General features: G+C 52.3%; 17 protein-coding genes and 1 pseudogene. All 18 read left to right on the plus strand.

The window, feature by feature from the left end; all coding sequences use genetic code 11:
• Positions 1–53 precede the first annotated feature (53 nt).
• Positions 54–508: pseudogene (locus tag ACLJQJ_RS20645) on the plus strand (Gp37 family protein).
• Complete coding sequence (locus ACLJQJ_RS20650) at positions 505–702, plus strand: hypothetical protein (protein WP_000875314.1); 198 nt, start codon at positions 505–507, stop codon at positions 700–702. The pseudogene ACLJQJ_RS20645 and the gene ACLJQJ_RS20650 overlap by 4 nt, the downstream one beginning before the upstream one ends.
• Positions 692–2,119 carry a phage tail sheath family protein gene (locus ACLJQJ_RS20655; protein WP_000729848.1) on the plus strand — a complete coding sequence of 476 codons (1,428 nt, stop codon included), beginning with the start codon at positions 692–694 and terminating at the stop codon, positions 2,117–2,119. Before ACLJQJ_RS20650 ends, ACLJQJ_RS20655 begins: the two co-directional genes overlap by 11 nt.
• Positions 2,119–2,643 (plus strand): phage major tail tube protein, encoded by a 525-nt coding sequence (locus ACLJQJ_RS20660; protein WP_000907494.1) that lies wholly within the window; start codon positions 2,119–2,121, stop codon positions 2,641–2,643. The genes ACLJQJ_RS20655 and ACLJQJ_RS20660 overlap by 1 nt, the downstream gene beginning before the upstream one ends.
• A gap of 51 nt (positions 2,644–2,694) precedes the next feature.
• Positions 2,695–3,012: a phage tail assembly protein gene (locus ACLJQJ_RS20665; RefSeq protein WP_063808961.1), complete on the plus strand. Its 318-nt coding sequence runs from the start codon at positions 2,695–2,697 to the stop codon at positions 3,010–3,012.
• Positions 2,972–3,100, plus strand: a complete 129-nt coding sequence (locus ACLJQJ_RS20670) for a GpE family phage tail protein (RefSeq protein ID WP_001185654.1) — start codon at positions 2,972–2,974, stop codon at positions 3,098–3,100. Before ACLJQJ_RS20665 ends, ACLJQJ_RS20670 begins: the two co-directional genes overlap by 41 nt.
• Before the next feature lie 96 nt (positions 3,101–3,196).
• Positions 3,197–5,551, plus strand: a complete 2,355-nt coding sequence (locus ACLJQJ_RS20675; RefSeq protein ID WP_063808962.1) for a phage tail tape measure protein — start codon at positions 3,197–3,199, stop codon at positions 5,549–5,551.
• Positions 5,551–6,504 carry a phage tail protein gene (locus tag ACLJQJ_RS20680; protein ID WP_024797328.1) on the plus strand — a complete coding sequence of 318 codons (954 nt, stop codon included), beginning with the start codon at positions 5,551–5,553 and terminating at the stop codon, positions 6,502–6,504. The genes ACLJQJ_RS20675 and ACLJQJ_RS20680 overlap by 1 nt, the downstream gene beginning before the upstream one ends.
• A complete protein-coding gene (locus tag ACLJQJ_RS20685) occupies positions 6,504–6,713 on the plus strand; it encodes a tail protein X (RefSeq protein ID WP_001269716.1) in 210 nt (69 codons plus the stop codon). Before ACLJQJ_RS20680 ends, ACLJQJ_RS20685 begins: the two co-directional genes overlap by 1 nt.
• Positions 6,701–7,744 (plus strand): phage late control D family protein, encoded by a 1,044-nt coding sequence (locus ACLJQJ_RS20690; protein ID WP_063808963.1) that lies wholly within the window; start codon positions 6,701–6,703, stop codon positions 7,742–7,744. Before ACLJQJ_RS20685 ends, ACLJQJ_RS20690 begins: the two co-directional genes overlap by 13 nt.
• Before the next feature lie 9 nt (positions 7,745–7,753).
• Positions 7,754–8,476, plus strand: a complete 723-nt coding sequence (locus ACLJQJ_RS20695) for a phage baseplate assembly protein V (protein ID WP_023236919.1) — start codon at positions 7,754–7,756, stop codon at positions 8,474–8,476.
• Between the two features lie 326 nt (positions 8,477–8,802).
• Positions 8,803–9,165, plus strand: a complete 363-nt coding sequence (locus ACLJQJ_RS20700; protein ID WP_000593184.1) for a GtrA family protein — start codon at positions 8,803–8,805, stop codon at positions 9,163–9,165.
• Positions 9,162–10,091, plus strand: a complete 930-nt coding sequence (locus ACLJQJ_RS20705) for a glycosyltransferase family 2 protein (RefSeq protein WP_023138093.1) — start codon at positions 9,162–9,164, stop codon at positions 10,089–10,091. Before ACLJQJ_RS20700 ends, ACLJQJ_RS20705 begins: the two co-directional genes overlap by 4 nt.
• Positions 10,091–11,638: a DUF6056 family protein gene (locus ACLJQJ_RS20710; RefSeq protein ID WP_063808964.1), complete on the plus strand. Its 1,548-nt coding sequence runs from the start codon at positions 10,091–10,093 to the stop codon at positions 11,636–11,638. The genes ACLJQJ_RS20705 and ACLJQJ_RS20710 overlap by 1 nt, the downstream gene beginning before the upstream one ends.
• A gap of 163 nt (positions 11,639–11,801) precedes the next feature.
• The gene (locus ACLJQJ_RS20715) at positions 11,802–12,161 is read left to right on the plus strand and encodes a GPW/gp25 family protein (protein WP_063808965.1); all 360 of its coding nucleotides are present in this window, start codon (positions 11,802–11,804) and stop codon (positions 12,159–12,161) included.
• Positions 12,152–13,267: a baseplate J/gp47 family protein gene (locus tag ACLJQJ_RS20720; protein WP_063808966.1), complete on the plus strand. Its 1,116-nt coding sequence runs from the start codon at positions 12,152–12,154 to the stop codon at positions 13,265–13,267. Before ACLJQJ_RS20715 ends, ACLJQJ_RS20720 begins: the two co-directional genes overlap by 10 nt.
• On the plus strand, positions 13,260–13,892 hold the full coding sequence (locus tag ACLJQJ_RS20725) for a phage tail protein I (RefSeq protein WP_063808967.1): 633 nt from the start codon (positions 13,260–13,262) through the stop codon (positions 13,890–13,892). The genes ACLJQJ_RS20720 and ACLJQJ_RS20725 overlap by 8 nt, the downstream gene beginning before the upstream one ends.
• Positions 13,893–13,894: 2 nt before the next feature.
• On the plus strand, positions 13,895–15,553 hold the full coding sequence (locus ACLJQJ_RS20730) for a phage tail protein (RefSeq protein WP_063808968.1): 1,659 nt from the start codon (positions 13,895–13,897) through the stop codon (positions 15,551–15,553).

The following is a 15,553-nucleotide window of genomic DNA, read 5'->3' on the forward strand; positions in this document are numbered from 1 at the left end:
ACGATAACGAAGAGAGAATATTATCTCTCCCGGTAAATCAAGGAAAACCGTATATGGAAACATTATCTGTTATACATACCATGGCGAATAGACTACGTGAATTAAACCCTGATATGGATATACATATTTCATCAACCGATGCGAAAGTATATATCCCAACAGGACAGCAGGTAACGGTATTAATTCACTACTGCGGTTCGGTTTTTACCGCCCCAGAAAATACGAATGCCACGGTACAAAAACAACTAATCCGGATTTCCGCCACCGTTATTGTTCCGCAAATAAGTGACGCGATAAACGCGCTGGATCGTCTACGTCGTTCGTTGGGGGCATTGAACTTCCAGACTGCGATCGTCCGCTCTGGCTGGAAAGCGAAAAATATATCGGCGACGCCGCAAACTTCTGCCGTTACGCCCTGGATATGACCGCCAGCACCCTGTTTATCGCGGAACAGGAAAGCAAGGACTCCCCCCTGCTTACAGTCGTTAATTATGAGGAAATTCAATGAAATATATCTACAGTGGCCCGGCAAGCGGCGTCACGCTCGCCGACGGTCAGGAAGTCTTACTGTGGCCCAATAGCGAAATCTCGCTACCGGAAGATAACGAGTGGGTAATCACCATGATTGCCCGCCGTCACCTGGTGCCAGTGGTTACGCAAGAAGTAGAAACTAATGAAGAGGAAATTGTCCATGGCAGCTAATTACCTGCACGGTGTAGAGACCATTGAGATCGAAACCGGCCCACGTCCGGTTAAGGCGGTTAAATCTGCGGTTATTGGTCTGATCGGCACCGCGCCATGCGGCCCGGTTAACCAGCCGACGCTGTGCCTTTCTGAAAGCGACGCGGCACAGTTTGGCCCAGGTCTGGCAAATTTCACCATCCCGCAGGCGCTGAAGGCGATCTACGATCACGGCGCAGGGACGGTCGTGGTGATTAACGTGCTGAATCCGGCGGTACACAAAAGTACCATTCCCAGTGAAACCGTGAAGGTTGATGACAACGGTCAGATTCAACTCAAGCACGGGGCCGTGCAAACGATGAACATTGGCCGCAGCACGAACGCCGGAAACGCTTATATCAAAGGCACCGATTACACCATTGATATGCTGACCGGTAAAATCACCTGCATGGGGACCAACCTGAAACCCGGCGTTCAGGCCTATGTAAATTATACTTACGCGGACCCCACCAAAGTGACTGCCGCCGATATTATTGGCGCGGTAAACACCGCGGGTGACCGTACCGGCATGAAGCTGTTACAGGACACCTGGAACCAGTTTGGTTTTTACGCAAAGATCCTGATTGCGCCGGTCTTTTGTACGCAAAACTCGGTCGCCGTTAAGCTTATCGCTCAGGCAGAAGCGCTGGGAGCCATTACCTACATTGATGCGCCCATCGGCACGACTTTCCAGCAGGTTCTGGCAGGGCGCGGCCCGCAGGGGGCGATTAACTTCAATACCAGTTCCGATCGCGCGCGTCTGTGCTATCCGCACGTTAAAGTGTACGACAGCGCGACGGACAGCGAAGTCCTGGAACCGCTCTCCTCCCGCGCCGCTGGCCTGCGTGCCAAAGTGGATCTGGAAAAAGGCTTCTGGTGGAGCAACTCCAATCAGGAAATTCAGGGCATTACCGGCGTAGAGCGCTCGCTGTCAGCGATGATCGACGATCCGCAAAGCGAAGTGAATCAACTGAACGAAAACGGCATCACCACCATCTTCAACAGCTATGGCTCCGGTTTGCGCCTGTGGGGCAACCGTACCGCTGCCTGGCCGACCGTTACTCATATGCGTAACTTTGAGAACGTGCGCCGTACCGGTGATGTGATTAACGAATCCATTCGCTATTTCAGCCAGCAGTATATGGATATGCCGATTAATCAGGCGCTGATCGATGCGCTAACCGAATCGGTGAACACCTGGGGCCGCAAGTTGATTGCCGACGGCGCGCTGTTGGGCTTTGAATGCTGGTACGACCCGGCGCGTAATGAACAGACTGAACTGGCCGCCGGGCATCTGTTGCTGAGCTACAAATTCACCCCGCCGCCGCCGCTGGAACGTCTGACGTTTGAAACCGAAATTACCTCTGAATATTTAGTTTCTCTGGAGAGCAATCGCTAATGGCTGGAAAAATTCAAATTAACCGTATTACCAACGCCAATATTTATCTTGATGGTAATAATCTTTTAGGTCGCGCGAGTGAAATTAAACTGCCTGATATCAGTATGATTATGCAGGAGCATAAAGCGCTGGGGATGGTAGGTAAAATTGAGCTGCCTGCCGGTTTTGACAAACTGGAGGGCGAAATTAAATGGAACTCGTTTTACCACGACGTCATGCGTAAAACGGCAAACCCGTGGCAGGCGGTGGCATTGCAGTGCCGCTCCAGCATCGATTGTTATAACTCGCAGGGTAAAGCGGATCAGTTAGCGCTGGTGACGCATATGACCGTAATGTTTAAAAAGAACCCGCTGGGAACGTTTAAACAGAATGAAAACCCGGAATTTAGCAGCGCCTTCGGCTGCACTTATATTAAACAGGTGGTTGACGGTGAAACGCTTCTTGAACTGGATTATCTGGCGAATATTTTCCGCGTAAATGGCGCGGATCAATTAAATGCCTACCGCAATAATATTGGCGGTTAATTACTTCGGGGCTACGGCCCCGAATTTAACACGACGAATAAGGACTACACCATGAACGAAAAATATACCCTGCAATTCCCGTTTACCTCCGCCGCCGGGGAACGTATCGACGTTCTGCAATTACGTCGCCTGAAGGTAAAAGATATGCGCGCCGCGCGACGCGCCAGCGATAAACCGGAAGAGTGGGATGAGCCGCTGATGGCGGCTATGACCGGGCTGGTAACCGAAGATCTGGCGGAAATGGATCTGCTGGACTATCAGGCATTGCAGAAACGATTTCAGGCCATGCTTAGCATGGCTACAGAACCCACAGCAACTGTGGCAGGCAATGGCGCTACTGGCGAGGTGGTTTCGCTTTCCGCCCAGTGAAATTGACGCGCTGTCGGTTGACGATTTTACCTGCTGGCTGGACGAAGCCAGCGCGCAAATTAAACACGAATACGACTCGCAGGCTTAATGCCTGCGGGGTTCCTGACCCAAGCCCGGTTCACTCCTTCCCTGTCCTTTTTCCGGCAAGCAGCCTGTTACCGGGCAACTTATACGAGACACTATTTTGGCCAACGACATTATTACCCAGCTTCAGGCGCGTAATGAGACGTTGACGCAGGCAATAGCCCGTTACGGCTCACTCAACGCCAGCACGCTGCACACGCTCAGCTTTGAGCAAACAAAAATCACCCGGCTTACGCAACAGCTCGCTAACTCTGCCCTTCGCCGGGAAGAGAACGATAAACAGCGCGCCGGGTTGCTGGAAAAAACACAAACGTTCGCCGGACAGCTCGGCAAGCTCCTGAACGTTGAGACTCCCGACTGGAAGCTGCCTTACGAATTTCAGGGCAACATGGTCGATATGGCGGCGAAAGGCGGCATGGATAACACCGCGCGGGACGCCCTGAGCCTGAATATCCGCGACTGGAGCCTTGATTTCAATCAGGATCAAAAAGATCTGCAAAGCGCCGCCGCCACGATGATCGAAGGCGGCGTCAGCGCATTGCAGGATCTTAGCCGCTACATGCCCGATATCGCCAAAGCCGCGACCGCCTCCCGCGACAGCGCGCAAAGCTGGGCGCAGGCGGCTCTGGCCACTCGCGACAAACTGAACATCGCCCCTGACGGCTTCCGTTTTGCGCAAAATATGCTGTACAGCGTGGCAAAAAGCGGCGGCGGCTCCGTTGCAGAACAAACCCAGTGGATTAACGCCTTTGCCGGAAAAACCGGCGCTCAGGGGAAAGAAGGCATTGCGGAACTGACCGCAACGATGCAAATCGCCATGAAAAACGCCCCTGACGCAGGCGCGGCGGCAGCGAATTTCGACCATTTCCTGAAATCCGCCTTCTCGAAAGAGACGGACAGTTGGTTTGCCCGCCAGGGCGTGGATCTTCAGGGATCGCTGCTGGAACATCAGCAAAACGGGATCGGCGTGACGGAGGCGATGACCCACATCGTGCAGATGCAACTGGAGAAAATGAACCCGCAGATCCTCGACACCTTCAGGCAAACCATGAAGATTGAGGATCTTTCCGCGCGCGGCGACGCGCTACAGGCCATGACGGAGAAATTTAACCTCGGCGCGATGTTCGGCGATGCGCAAACGCGGGATTTTCTCGCCCCGATGCTGGCGAATATGGACGAATATCGCCAGCTAAAAGCCTCCGCAATGCAGGCGGCGGGGCAACATTTTATTGATGATGACTTCGCCGCGAAAATGACATCGCCCGGAGAACAGACCAAAGCGTTACAACTTTCACTTAACGATCTGTGGCTGACCGTCGGCCTGGCGCTGATGCCCGCGATTGGCGAACTGGCGCAAAGCATCACGCCTCTGGTGCGGCAGTTCAGCGCCTGGCTGCGGGAAAACCCGGCGCTGGTGCAAGGGGTCGCCAAAGTCGTTGGCGTTATCTGGCTGTTCAACGGGGCGCTGAATATTCTCAGGCTGGGAGCAAACCTCATTGCGTCACCGTTTATTCGCCTGATCGATATCTTCCTGAAGGTCAAAGCCGGTCTGGCTCTGGGCGGCGGCAGTCGCGCGCTGTCGGTTCTGAAATCGTTTGGCAACGGTGCGAAAAGTCTGACGATGCTGCTGGGAAACGGCCTGATAAAAGGGTTGAAGCTGGTCGGCCAGATGTTTATCTGGCTGGGTCGGGCGCTGCTGATGAACCCTGTCGGCCTGGCTATCACCGCTATCGCAGGCGCCGCCTATTTACTTTACCGCTACTGGGAACCGATTTCCGGTTTCTTTGCCGGAGTCTGGGAGCGCATCAAAACCGCCTTTGACGGAGGCATTGCCGGCGTCACGCGTTTGATTCTCGACTGGTCGCCGCTGGGGCTGTTTTACCGCGCCTTCGCCAGCGTACTGGACTGGTTTGGCATTGAACTCCCCGCCAGCTTCAGCGAATTTGGCGGCAATATTCTGGATAGCCTGATCAACGGCATTCTGAATGCGCTTCCTTTCCTGAACGGGGCGATTGAGAAGATAAAAGCGCTGATCCCCGACTGGGCGAAAAGCGCGCTGGGCATCAGCGCTGAAATGCCGTCTGTCGCCGCCGCCGTCCCCGGTATTGCCGGAACAATGGTCGCGCAACAGGCCAGCGCGCCGCTGGCATCGGGAGCGAAAGCGGTGACAACCTCGGCCAAAACGATGGCCTCGCCGCAGCCTATGAAGACGAAAAGCGCCGCCACGCCGCCGACGCCAGCCGCGCTTCCCGGCAAATCCGGCGGGAAACCTTATACGCTGCCCTCCCGCGCGCAAAGCAACGTGCAGGTACACTTTTCCCCGCAGGTTACCGTGCAGGGAAGCGGCGCGAATGCCGCCAAAGATATCAACAACGTGCTGTCGCTGAGTAAACGCGAGCTGGAGAGAATGATTAACGATGTCATGGCGCAACAACGGCGCCGGGAGTACGCATAATGTATGCCGTATTAGGCGAAATAGAATTTGACGTCGTCGCTTACTGGGACGAATTTGAAAGCACGATGGGCGTGGATTATACCAGCCATGCCCGTATTGAAGGGAAACCGGGCGTACAATTTATCGGCGATAAGCTGGACAAAATCACCCTGAAATTCAACTTTCATAGTCAGTATTGCCAGCCGGCCACCGAGCTGAACCGTCTGCGGGAAGCGATGACCGCGCACCAGGCGATGGCGCTGGTGTTCGGCAATGGCGATTATCGCGGCTGGTTCGTGATTACCGATCTGACCGCTACCCACCAACACACCGATCCTTACGGTAACGTCATTGCCCAGGGCGGCAGTCTGTCGCTACAGGAGTACACCGGCGATCCGAAGAGCCCGTTGCTGCCTCCGGCCATCACCACCCAGGAACCGAACATTGACGAAATGTTGGATGAGCTTCCCGACGTTAGCGATTCCTGGTTCGATGAACTGCTGAGCGCCGTTGAAGAGGGTATGCGTGAAGCCAAAGAGATGATGGATGAGGTGGCCGACGCCATTGATGACATCAAAAAAACGATCGCCCAGGCGAAAGAGCTGGTGAAGGAAGCCAAAGCGCTGAAAGAAAAATGCGGCGATATCGTCGATTCGCTGAAAAAAACCATGAGTTCGATAGACGCGCTGTTCCAGCAGCCGCTGGATTTGCAAACGCTGGCCGGGCTGCCGAAAGCGCTGGCGGCGAAAATGCAGGAACTGATCGACAGTCTGCCGGGGATCCGCGAATGCGCGGGCGATGCCGGCACACTTATCGAACACGCCGAATCGCTGTTTGACGCTATCACCAGCAGCGTCGCGGAAGCGACTTACGACAGCGCCGCGACGCTGGTCAATCAGGCGCGCGGCGCGCTGCAAACAAGCGCGCCCGACGTGAGCCAGCTTGCCGCCGCCGATATTACGAGGAGTCTGTAATGCGCTACCTTGAACATGTCACCACCGACGGCGAACGCTGGGATAATCTCGCCTGGCGCTATTACGGCGATGCGCTGGCCTACGAACGCATCATCGCGGCCAATCCGCACGTCGCTATTATGCCGGTTTTGCCGTCAGGCGTGCGGCTGATCATCCCGGTTATCAGCGTCACGCAAACGACCCCGGAGCTACCGCCATGGCTGAGATAACGGTATCCGGCGGGGTGTTCGCCACCCTGACGCCTATTTTTACCCTTTGGTACGGACATAAAGAGATCACTTACGACATCGCGCCTTATGTCACCAGCATCAGTTACAGCGACAGCATTAAAAACGAGTCGGATGTTATTGCCATTGCGCTGGAAGATAGCGCCGGGCGCTGGGTAAACGAATGGTATCCGGGAAAAGGCGACACGCTGGCGCTGCGCCTGGGCTACCAGGGCGAAGATTTGCTCGATTGCGGAATCTATATCATTGATAAAATTGATATCAGCGCGCCGCCTTCGACGGTCAATATCGACGGTATCGCTACCTCGGTCAGCAAAGCGCTACGCACCAAAAACAGCCAGGGCTTTGAGGAGACGACGCTTTACGCCATCGCCAGTCGCATCGCGCAAAAACACGGTTTAACGCTGGCGGGCAAGATTGCGCCGCTGACGATTGATCGGGTTACGCAATATGCCGAAACCGACGTGGCGTTTCTCAAACGGCTGGCGAGTGAATATGGCTATACCGTGAAAGTGACGGCGACGGAGCTGATCTTTTCGCATCTGCCGACGCTGCGCTGTCTGGCGCCGGTGAAGACGCTCAGGCGGACGGATATTTCGCACTACACGTTCAAAGATACCATCAACCGGATCTACAAAAACGCCACCGTGCAGCATCAAAATAGCAAGCAAAAAGAACTGGTTATCTACACCCATGACAGCCAGGAAAAAGCCCCGACGCGCGGTGCGGCGACCAGCGCCGATACCCTGAAGATTAACAGTCGCGCTCCGGATACCGGCGCGGCGCAGGCTAAAGCCAATGCCGCGCTGGACAGCCACAACGAATACCAGCAAACCGGCACGCTCAGCATGATGGGCTGCCCGCAGTTGACGGCGGGCAACAAGATAGAACTGAGCGATTTTGGCGTACTTTCCGGGCAGTGGCTGATTGATAAATCCATGCACAAACTCACGCGCAGCGGCGGCTACACTACCGAAATCGACATTTCACGCGGACCGGCAACCAGCCAGTAAGGAGGCAATATGAAAGGCGTTACCCGCCAGACGGGCATTATCAGTGATATTGATGAGGCGGTCGTGCGCGTCAGAGTCACTCTGCCGGAGTGCGATAACCTGCGCAGTAACTGGCTTGCGGTGCTGCAACGCAATACGCAGGACAACAAAGATTACTGGTTGCCGGATATTGGCGAACAGGTCGAAGTGCTGCTCGACGACAACGGCGAGGATGGCGTGGTGCTGGGCGCGGTCTACTCCAGCGTGGATACCGCGCCGCTGGCCTCGCGCGACAAGCGCTACGTGCAGTTTTCCGACGGCGCGGCCTTTGAATATGACCGTGCGTTACACCAGCTCACCATCAACGGCGGCATAGAAAAAATCGTCATTGAAGTGAAGGAACGTACGCAGCTTACTTCACCGCAAGTAGAGATCAGGGCGCAGCACGTCACGGTGATATCAGAAACCGTAGACGTGGCGGCCACCTCCGTGGGCGTCAAGGCGGTAGATGTCAACGTGGAAGCGCCCCATACGGGCATTAAAGCGCTGAATGTCACCGTCGATGCGCCGCTCAGCACCTTTACCGGCGACGTTACCGTGATGAAAAAACTCACCTGGCTTGGCGGTATGGCAGGCAGCGGCGGCGTCGGAAACAGCGCGGTGATTACCGGCAACGTGAATGTCCTCGGCAACGTTAACGCCAGCGGTTCAGTGATGGACAGCGGCGGCAACTCCAACCACCACTCTCACTAACCTGCAAATTGCTGCTGGATGGTGGCTTCGCCTTATCCAGCCTGCAAAAGGTGCATAAACACCGGCCCGGTAAGCGCAGAAGCGCCACCGGGCAAATTGCTGGAGGATATTTATTTCAGCGCAACGTGATTAAGCCCTTTTCCCGCGCTATTTCCGATGAAAATGTAATCACTTTGCGCTGCAAATATTGCATATATGTATATTGGAAAACTAGCGTTATTTTTTACTTTAACTTCGCCCTGTTTACATAAAATCTGCTGTTCAGGAATGATCCTCTCAGTTTTGTCTGGTAGACTTCGCTGAATTACAACTTCTTGATTGCTATAATGATAAAATTATTTATAAAGTACGTTTCGATAGGCGTACTTAATACTGCTTTGCACTGGGCTATCTTTGCCCTTTGCGTCTATGGATTTCAAACAAGTCAGGCTTTGGCAAACGTAACGGGCTTTGCTGTCGCTGTCAGTTTTAGTTTTTTCGCTAACGCCCGGTTTACCTTTGGAGCCAGCGTATCAACCGGACGTTATTTGCTGTACGTCGGTTTTATGGGCGTGCTGAGCGCCGTCGTGGGATGGACAGGCGACAAGTGTGCTATGCCTCCCATTTTTACGCTCATTGTATTTTCCGCAATTAGCCTTATTTGCGGATTTTTATATTCCAGATTCATTGTTTTCAGGAATGAGAAATGAAAATTTCATTAGTGGTTCCCGTCTTTAATGAAGAGGACGCGATCCCTATTTTCTATAAAACGGTCAGAGAATACAGTTCACTTAAACCTTATGACGTTGAGATTGTCTTCGTTAATGATGGGAGTCACGATGCGACTGAATCAATCATCAGTGCATTAGCTGTTGCCGATCCTCTTGTTGTTCCGATCTCATTTACCCGAAATTTTGGTAAAGAACCTGCACTTTTTGCCGGATTAGATCACGCGACCGGAGATGTGGTGATCCCTATCGATGTTGATTTACAAGATCCCATCGAAGTAATCCCACATTTGATCAATAAATGGCAGGCTGGCGCAGAAATGGTGCTGGCTAAGCGTATCGATCGTTCAACGGATGGCCACCTGAAGCGTAAAAGCGCTGAGTGGTTCTACAGGCTGCATAACAAAATCAGTACGCCAAAGATTGAAGAGAATGTCGGTGATTTTCGATTGATGTCGCGCGAGATTGTAGAAAATATCAAGCTATTACCAGAACGTAACCTTTTCATGAAAGGTATACTTTCATGGGTTGGAGGTCAAACAGATGTTGTCGAATATGCCCGTGCTGAACGTGTCGCAGGTAGCTCAAAATTTAATGGCTGGAAACTCTGGAACCTGGCGCTGGAGGGGATTACAAGTTTTTCTACTTTCCCTTTGCGTATCTGGACGTATATAGGAGTGAGCGTTTCTGCCCTCTCCCTGATATATGCCATGTGGATGATCATTGATAAATTGATGTGGGGAAACCCTGTTCCTGGTTATCCTTCGCTTATGACCGCGATTCTCTTCTTAGGCGGCATCCAGCTTATCGGCATAGGCATCATGGGTGAATATATCGGACGCGTTTACACGGAGGTGAAGCAAAGACCCCGCTATATCGTGAAAAACAAAAAAACAATGATGGAATAATGATTACTATGCTCAAGATATTACCGAAAACGGCGATGATACTACTGGCTTTTTTGGCCATTTTTCTTATTGAATGGTATACCCCCATTCACTCTGATGATTACCGCTATTACCTTTTAGGAATTTCGCCGGAATCACATTTTCATCATTATATGACCTGGAGTGGCAGGATTATAGCTGATTACACCAGCGCACTCATCCTGTATACACGTTCTCAACTCGTGTATTCCATCAGCGCTGCCGTTTCGACACTGGTATTTTGTTATTTCATTGTGAAGACACCCTCAGGCACATTACGCTGGAATAAATCCGACTACTTATTATTCCCACTAATATTCTTCACTTACTGGATTTCGAACCCGAATTTGGGTCAAACCACTTTCTGGATCGTTGGTGCTGCGAATTATTTGTGGACGAATCTGTTCGTTGTTGCATGGCTGTTCTTCTTTTACACCATAACAATAAAAAACAGTAAAGCGATCAGCCCGTGGGTTGCATTACTAAGCTTTATGGCAGGCTGTTCCAATGAAAGCGTCTCACCTTTCGTCTCGCTTATTTCTGTTCTGGCCATTGCATACGAGTTATGGCAAAACAAATCTGTTTCGCGCAATAAGATAGTTTATAGTCTCTGTGCAATCGCAGGTTCATGCGTATTGATACTTTCTCCGGGCAATTTCATCCGCGCCAGCGGCAAAGAATTCTGGTATGGAAGGCCGATTTTTGAACGTATTTTCATTCACTTAACAGAACGCGTTCATAACCATCTGGCGCTGATCTGGATAGCTTATGTTGTTTTGTTATTGCTGGTCTTACTGGTCATATTCAATAAGCAGATTCGCGCCAAAATTGATAAAACGTCCCTTATCTGCGCTGCGTTAGTCGTATGTATAGGTATTAGCACTTCCTTAATCATGTTCGCGTCGCCGTCCTACCCCGATCGGGTTATGAACGGTACGTTTATGTTTTTCCTTTTAGCTATCTCCTTCATCGCTTACGCCCTGTTGAAAAGTGGCGTTAAGGCTGGAGTCGTAGGCGTAACTGCCGTGACTGTCCTCTGTGGTATCGTATTCCTTTGGTCCTATTCATTGATGCTTAACGGTTATAAAAAAACGGCCGGACAGGAAATCGTAAGACAAAAAATCATTACTAAAGAAATAGCGGCAGGTAAACAGAAGTTTATCATCCCTGACTATTATTTCGTCAAATTGCAAAATAGCGGTGGTCATTTTGGTTTATTCCATGATCCTGCTGTTTACGGCGAGTATTATCATGTACAAGCTATTTTCAAAAAGAAAATCAATTTTGATTATTCTGTAATCGCTAATGGAGCGAAGCACAGCCTTCCCAATGAAACGACGGCTTATAGCAACACCCGCGGGGATTTCGCTATTATCAGCCGGGAGCAGCTAACGGGTTCGATCACACTCTCAGTTAATGGACGGCAGAAAACGATTCCAGTTGAGAAAATGAAGCACGCAGAAATCAATGATGAATTCTGGTACTACGCTTCTGTAGGCAAAGGTGAAATTACAGCAATTTCATTTTAACTTTACGTAAAACGCGATCTTCGCCATTTAACAAAATGTGCATCAACACAGGCCCGGTAAGCGCAGAAGCGCCACCGGGCAAAACACATTCTGACCCCGCCATCAATTATTTCCTTAAAGCGCTTTAATATCTCTCCCCCCGCCGGAAGGCGAAAATAGCCTCATGAACACAAAAACACGACCCTCGACCCTGCACTGGCAACCTGCCTTGCAACGTCCTGAAGAATACGTCTGCGGGCTGGATGATATTCATCAGGCAATACACATCATTCTGCGCACGCCGCGCGGCAGCGATCCCCACAGGCCGCTTTTTGGCAGCAATCTGTGGCGCTATATCGATTACCCGATCGAGCGGGCTATTCCGCACGTTGTTCGCGAGTCGGTGGAGGCGATTCGCATGTGGGAACCCCGCTGCTGGTTGCTGAAGGTGACGCCGACGATTGACGGTGAACACCTGACGTTACGCGTGCAATGGCGCACCGCAGACGGCGTAATTAACTCAACGGAGGTGTTATGGCGATAGCCGAACCCGACTTTATTGACCGCGATCCCGCGCAAATCACCAGCGAGATGATTGCGCAATATGAAGAAGCCAGCGGTAAAAAACTCTACCCGGCGCAGGCTGAGCGGCTGCTCATTGACCTGTTTGCTTATCGTGAAAACCTTGTCCGCATCGCCATCCAGGAGGCGGCTAAGCAAAACCTGGTCGCGTATTCCCGCGCGCCGATGCTGGATTATTTAGGCGAGCTGGTTGGCGTTCACCGTCTGCCCGCTCAGGCGGCAAAAACCACGCTGCAGTTTTCTGTTACTCAAGCGGCTAAAAGTAACCAGGTGATTCCACAGGGTACCCGCGCCAGCGCGTCGGATAGCGTGATGTTCGCCACCGACGAAGATGTTCTGTTGCCTGCGGGCAGCCTGAGCGTTGCGGTAACTGCAACCTGTGTAGCAACCGGTGAATCCGGCAATAACTGGCAACCTGCGCAAATCAGCGCGCTGGTGGATCGGGTAGGCAATTACGATCTCAGCGTCACCAATCTGACGGCCTCAAGTGGCGGCTGCGGCGAAGAGAACGACGACGCGCTACGTAAACGCGTCCAGCTAGCGCCGGAAAGTTTCAGCAACGCGGGCAGCTATGGCGCCTATCGCTTCCATACGCTCTCGGTCAGCCAGTCGATTATCGACGTGGCGGTGCTGGGGCCGGATGAAGGGCTGGCGGAAGGCTGCGTGGAACTCTATCCGCTGACCCTGAACGGACTGCCGGGGCCGGAGCTTCTTGCCCAGATCGAACGGGAGGTGAGCAAAGAGAAAAAGCGCCCGCTAACCGATAAGGTGAGCGCTAAATGTTCTCCGCGCGTACCTTATCAGATCCGCGCCCGGTTGACGCTGTTTACCACCGCCGATCAGGAGACGACGCTTGCCGCCGCGCGTGAAGCGATTAATACATGGACGCGCTCGCGCCAGACCCGGCTGGGCCAGGACATTGTGCCAAACCAGATAATTAAAGTGCTGCAGGTTGATGGCGTTTACGACGTGGCGCTGGATATGCCCGCGAAAAAGGTATTGCAGGCACACGAATGGGCGGAATGCACGGCCATTGACGTGACGATTGCCGGGGTCAGCGATGGATAAACTGCTTCTGCCGCCGCCGCTAGCCAGCGACGAACGTTTTTCGATTCTGGCGAATATTGCCGCCGAACGCTTTGCGCAAATCGACCTGACGGCGTTGCTGGTCTATCTGGTGGATATCGTTGATGCCTCGGCACTGCCCTCGTTGGCCGGACAGTTTCATGTTCAGGGGCTTGAAGGCTGGCTATTTGCCGCCAATGAACAGGAGAAACGAGAGTTAATTAAACAGGCGATTGAACTGCATAAATATAAAGGAACTCCCTGGGCCGTTCGCCGCGTTCTGGAAATATTATCCTTACCCGGCACGATTTCCGAATGGTTTGAGTATGGCGGTAAGGCTTATTTTTTTAAAGTTGAAATTGATCTAATTAACCAGGGCATGGATGAAAATCTGTTTAATAACCTGGTCGATCTTATTCATGAGTATAAGAACGTGCGCTCAAAGCTGGAAGCGTTAATTGTCTGGATAATTAACCAAAGCGCTATTCCTGTTATCGGCAGCGCGCTTTACGGTGGAGAAATAACGACCATCTTACCCTTCCAGGTTCTGGAAGTTCAACAAACTAAACCGATCTATTTCGGTACAGGGCAATGGAGCCTTGAAATTACATCTATTTACCCGGAGTAATTATGGATAATGAGTTTTATACCCTCCTGACCGACAGGGGAATGGCGAAAATCGCCAGCGCCCTTGCGGATAAGAAACAGATACATCTGCAAAAGATGGCGGTTGGCGACGGCGGCGGACAATATTATGAGCCCACCGCCAGCCAGACCAATTTACGCCACGAAGTCTGGCGGGGCGAGATGAATACGCTGACCGTTGCGCCGAATAATCCCAACTGGCTGATTGCCGAACTGGTACTGCCGGAAGAGATTGGCGGCTGGTACGTACGTGAAGTGGGCGTATTCGACGACGAGGGCGAGCTAATCGCCATCGGCAAGTTCCCGGAATCCTACAAACCGCTGCTGCCCGGCGGCTGTGGCAAGCAGGTTTGTATCCGCCTGATTATGGAGGTCTCCAACACCACGGCGGTGACGCTGACGGTCGATCCGAGCATCGTGCTGGCGACGCGCGACTATGTGGATGCCCGGCTGGACGAGCATGAACATTCGACAAATCACCCGGATGCGACATTAACGCAGAAAGGCTTTACGCAACTCAGTAACGCCACCGACAGCGATGACGAAACCAAAGCGGCTACGCCAAAGGCGGTAAAAGCGGCGATGGCGGAAGCGCGTAATCACACGCATACCTGGAACCAGATCACCGGCGTTCCGGACGGCACGCTGACGCAAAAAGGGATTGTTAAGCTTAATAGTGCGACGGACAGCACCAGCACAACGGAAGCGGCAACGCCGAGTGCAGTCAAGGCGGCGATGGATAAGGCGAATGCTGCAGCTCCGGCCAGCCATACTCACGCCTGGAACCAGATTACCGGCGTCCCGGACGGTACGCTGACGCAAAAAGGGATCGTGAAGCTTAACAGCGCGACGGACAGCACCAGTACCACAGAAGCGGCAACGCCCAGTGCGGTAAAGGCGGCGATGGATAAGGCAAACGCGGCGGCCCCGGCCAGCCATACTCATACGCAGTTTTTTACCACAAATGGGACATTTACGGTTCCAGATGGAGTGACGACTCTATTTGTCGAAATAATGGGCGGCGGCGGCGGTGGGGCTGGCGGGTCTCAATCAATCAATTACGAGGCGCGTGGCGGTCACGCTGGAGAACAAATTGTCAGTATTGTTAATGTAGTTCCAGGCCAACAATTTCCCGTAAAAATTGGAGCTGGTGGGAGTGGGGGAGCATTTTGGTCAAATCCCCCGACGACATCAGTAGGAACAGTGACTGATCAAACGACTCTCTATAGAAAGAGTTTTGATGGCGGTAGCACCTCCTTCTCAGACATCACTGCGGCTGGGGGGATTGGAGGCGAAAGTATTTACCATACTAGAAATATTCAACCTTATATTAAATTTGTTGATCATCCTATGCCATATGTCTCGCACGAAATGGTTTTATATGCAGAATTATACTATGGACACAGCGGTGAAGGCTCACTTTATGGAACCGGAGGGAAACCAGGAACAGTTATAACCGAATCATTAGCGAATGGAGGATATAAAGCAAATATGATACCTCCTACATCAGCGACAGGCTATGGTGCAGGAGGGGCTGGCGGCTCCTATCTTCCACCATTTAATTACCAAAATAGTGACTTAACAAATCTTGGAAATACCAGTGGCACAAAAGGCTCCTCCGGTTTCGTGAAAATTTCATGGTAA

Source organism: Salmonella sp. SAL04202, from assembly GCF_046550775.1.
GTDB classification, from domain to species: Bacteria; Pseudomonadota; Gammaproteobacteria; order Enterobacterales; family Enterobacteriaceae; genus Salmonella; species Salmonella enterica.

Bases quoted from the DNA above. Each gene is read 5' to 3' on its own strand.
- ACLJQJ_RS20650 (WP_000875314.1), top strand. From the start codon at position 505: ATGAAATATATCTACAGTGGCCCGGCAAGCGGCGTCACGCTCGCCGAC.
- ACLJQJ_RS20655 (WP_000729848.1), top strand. From the start codon at position 692: ATGGCAGCTAATTACCTGCACGGTGTAGAGACCATTGAGATCGAAACC.
- ACLJQJ_RS20660 (WP_000907494.1), top strand. From the start codon at position 2,119: ATGGCTGGAAAAATTCAAATTAACCGTATTACCAACGCCAATATTTAT.
- ACLJQJ_RS20665 (WP_063808961.1), top strand. From the start codon at position 2,695: ATGAACGAAAAATATACCCTGCAATTCCCGTTTACCTCCGCCGCCGGG.
- ACLJQJ_RS20670 (WP_001185654.1), top strand. From the start codon at position 2,972: ATGGCGCTACTGGCGAGGTGGTTTCGCTTTCCGCCCAGTGAAATTGAC.
- ACLJQJ_RS20680 (WP_024797328.1), top strand. From the start codon at position 5,551: ATGTATGCCGTATTAGGCGAAATAGAATTTGACGTCGTCGCTTACTGG.
- ACLJQJ_RS20685 (WP_001269716.1), top strand. From the start codon at position 6,504: ATGCGCTACCTTGAACATGTCACCACCGACGGCGAACGCTGGGATAAT.
- ACLJQJ_RS20690 (WP_063808963.1), top strand. From the start codon at position 6,701: ATGGCTGAGATAACGGTATCCGGCGGGGTGTTCGCCACCCTGACGCCT.
- ACLJQJ_RS20695 (WP_023236919.1), top strand. From the start codon at position 7,754: ATGAAAGGCGTTACCCGCCAGACGGGCATTATCAGTGATATTGATGAG.
- ACLJQJ_RS20700 (WP_000593184.1), top strand. From the start codon at position 8,803: ATGATAAAATTATTTATAAAGTACGTTTCGATAGGCGTACTTAATACT.
- ACLJQJ_RS20705 (WP_023138093.1), top strand. From the start codon at position 9,162: ATGAAAATTTCATTAGTGGTTCCCGTCTTTAATGAAGAGGACGCGATC.
- ACLJQJ_RS20710 (WP_063808964.1), top strand. From the start codon at position 10,091: ATGATTACTATGCTCAAGATATTACCGAAAACGGCGATGATACTACTG.
- ACLJQJ_RS20715 (WP_063808965.1), top strand. From the start codon at position 11,802: ATGAACACAAAAACACGACCCTCGACCCTGCACTGGCAACCTGCCTTG.
- ACLJQJ_RS20720 (WP_063808966.1), top strand. From the start codon at position 12,152: ATGGCGATAGCCGAACCCGACTTTATTGACCGCGATCCCGCGCAAATC.
- ACLJQJ_RS20725 (WP_063808967.1), top strand. From the start codon at position 13,260: ATGGATAAACTGCTTCTGCCGCCGCCGCTAGCCAGCGACGAACGTTTT.
- ACLJQJ_RS20730 (WP_063808968.1), top strand. From the start codon at position 13,895: ATGGATAATGAGTTTTATACCCTCCTGACCGACAGGGGAATGGCGAAA.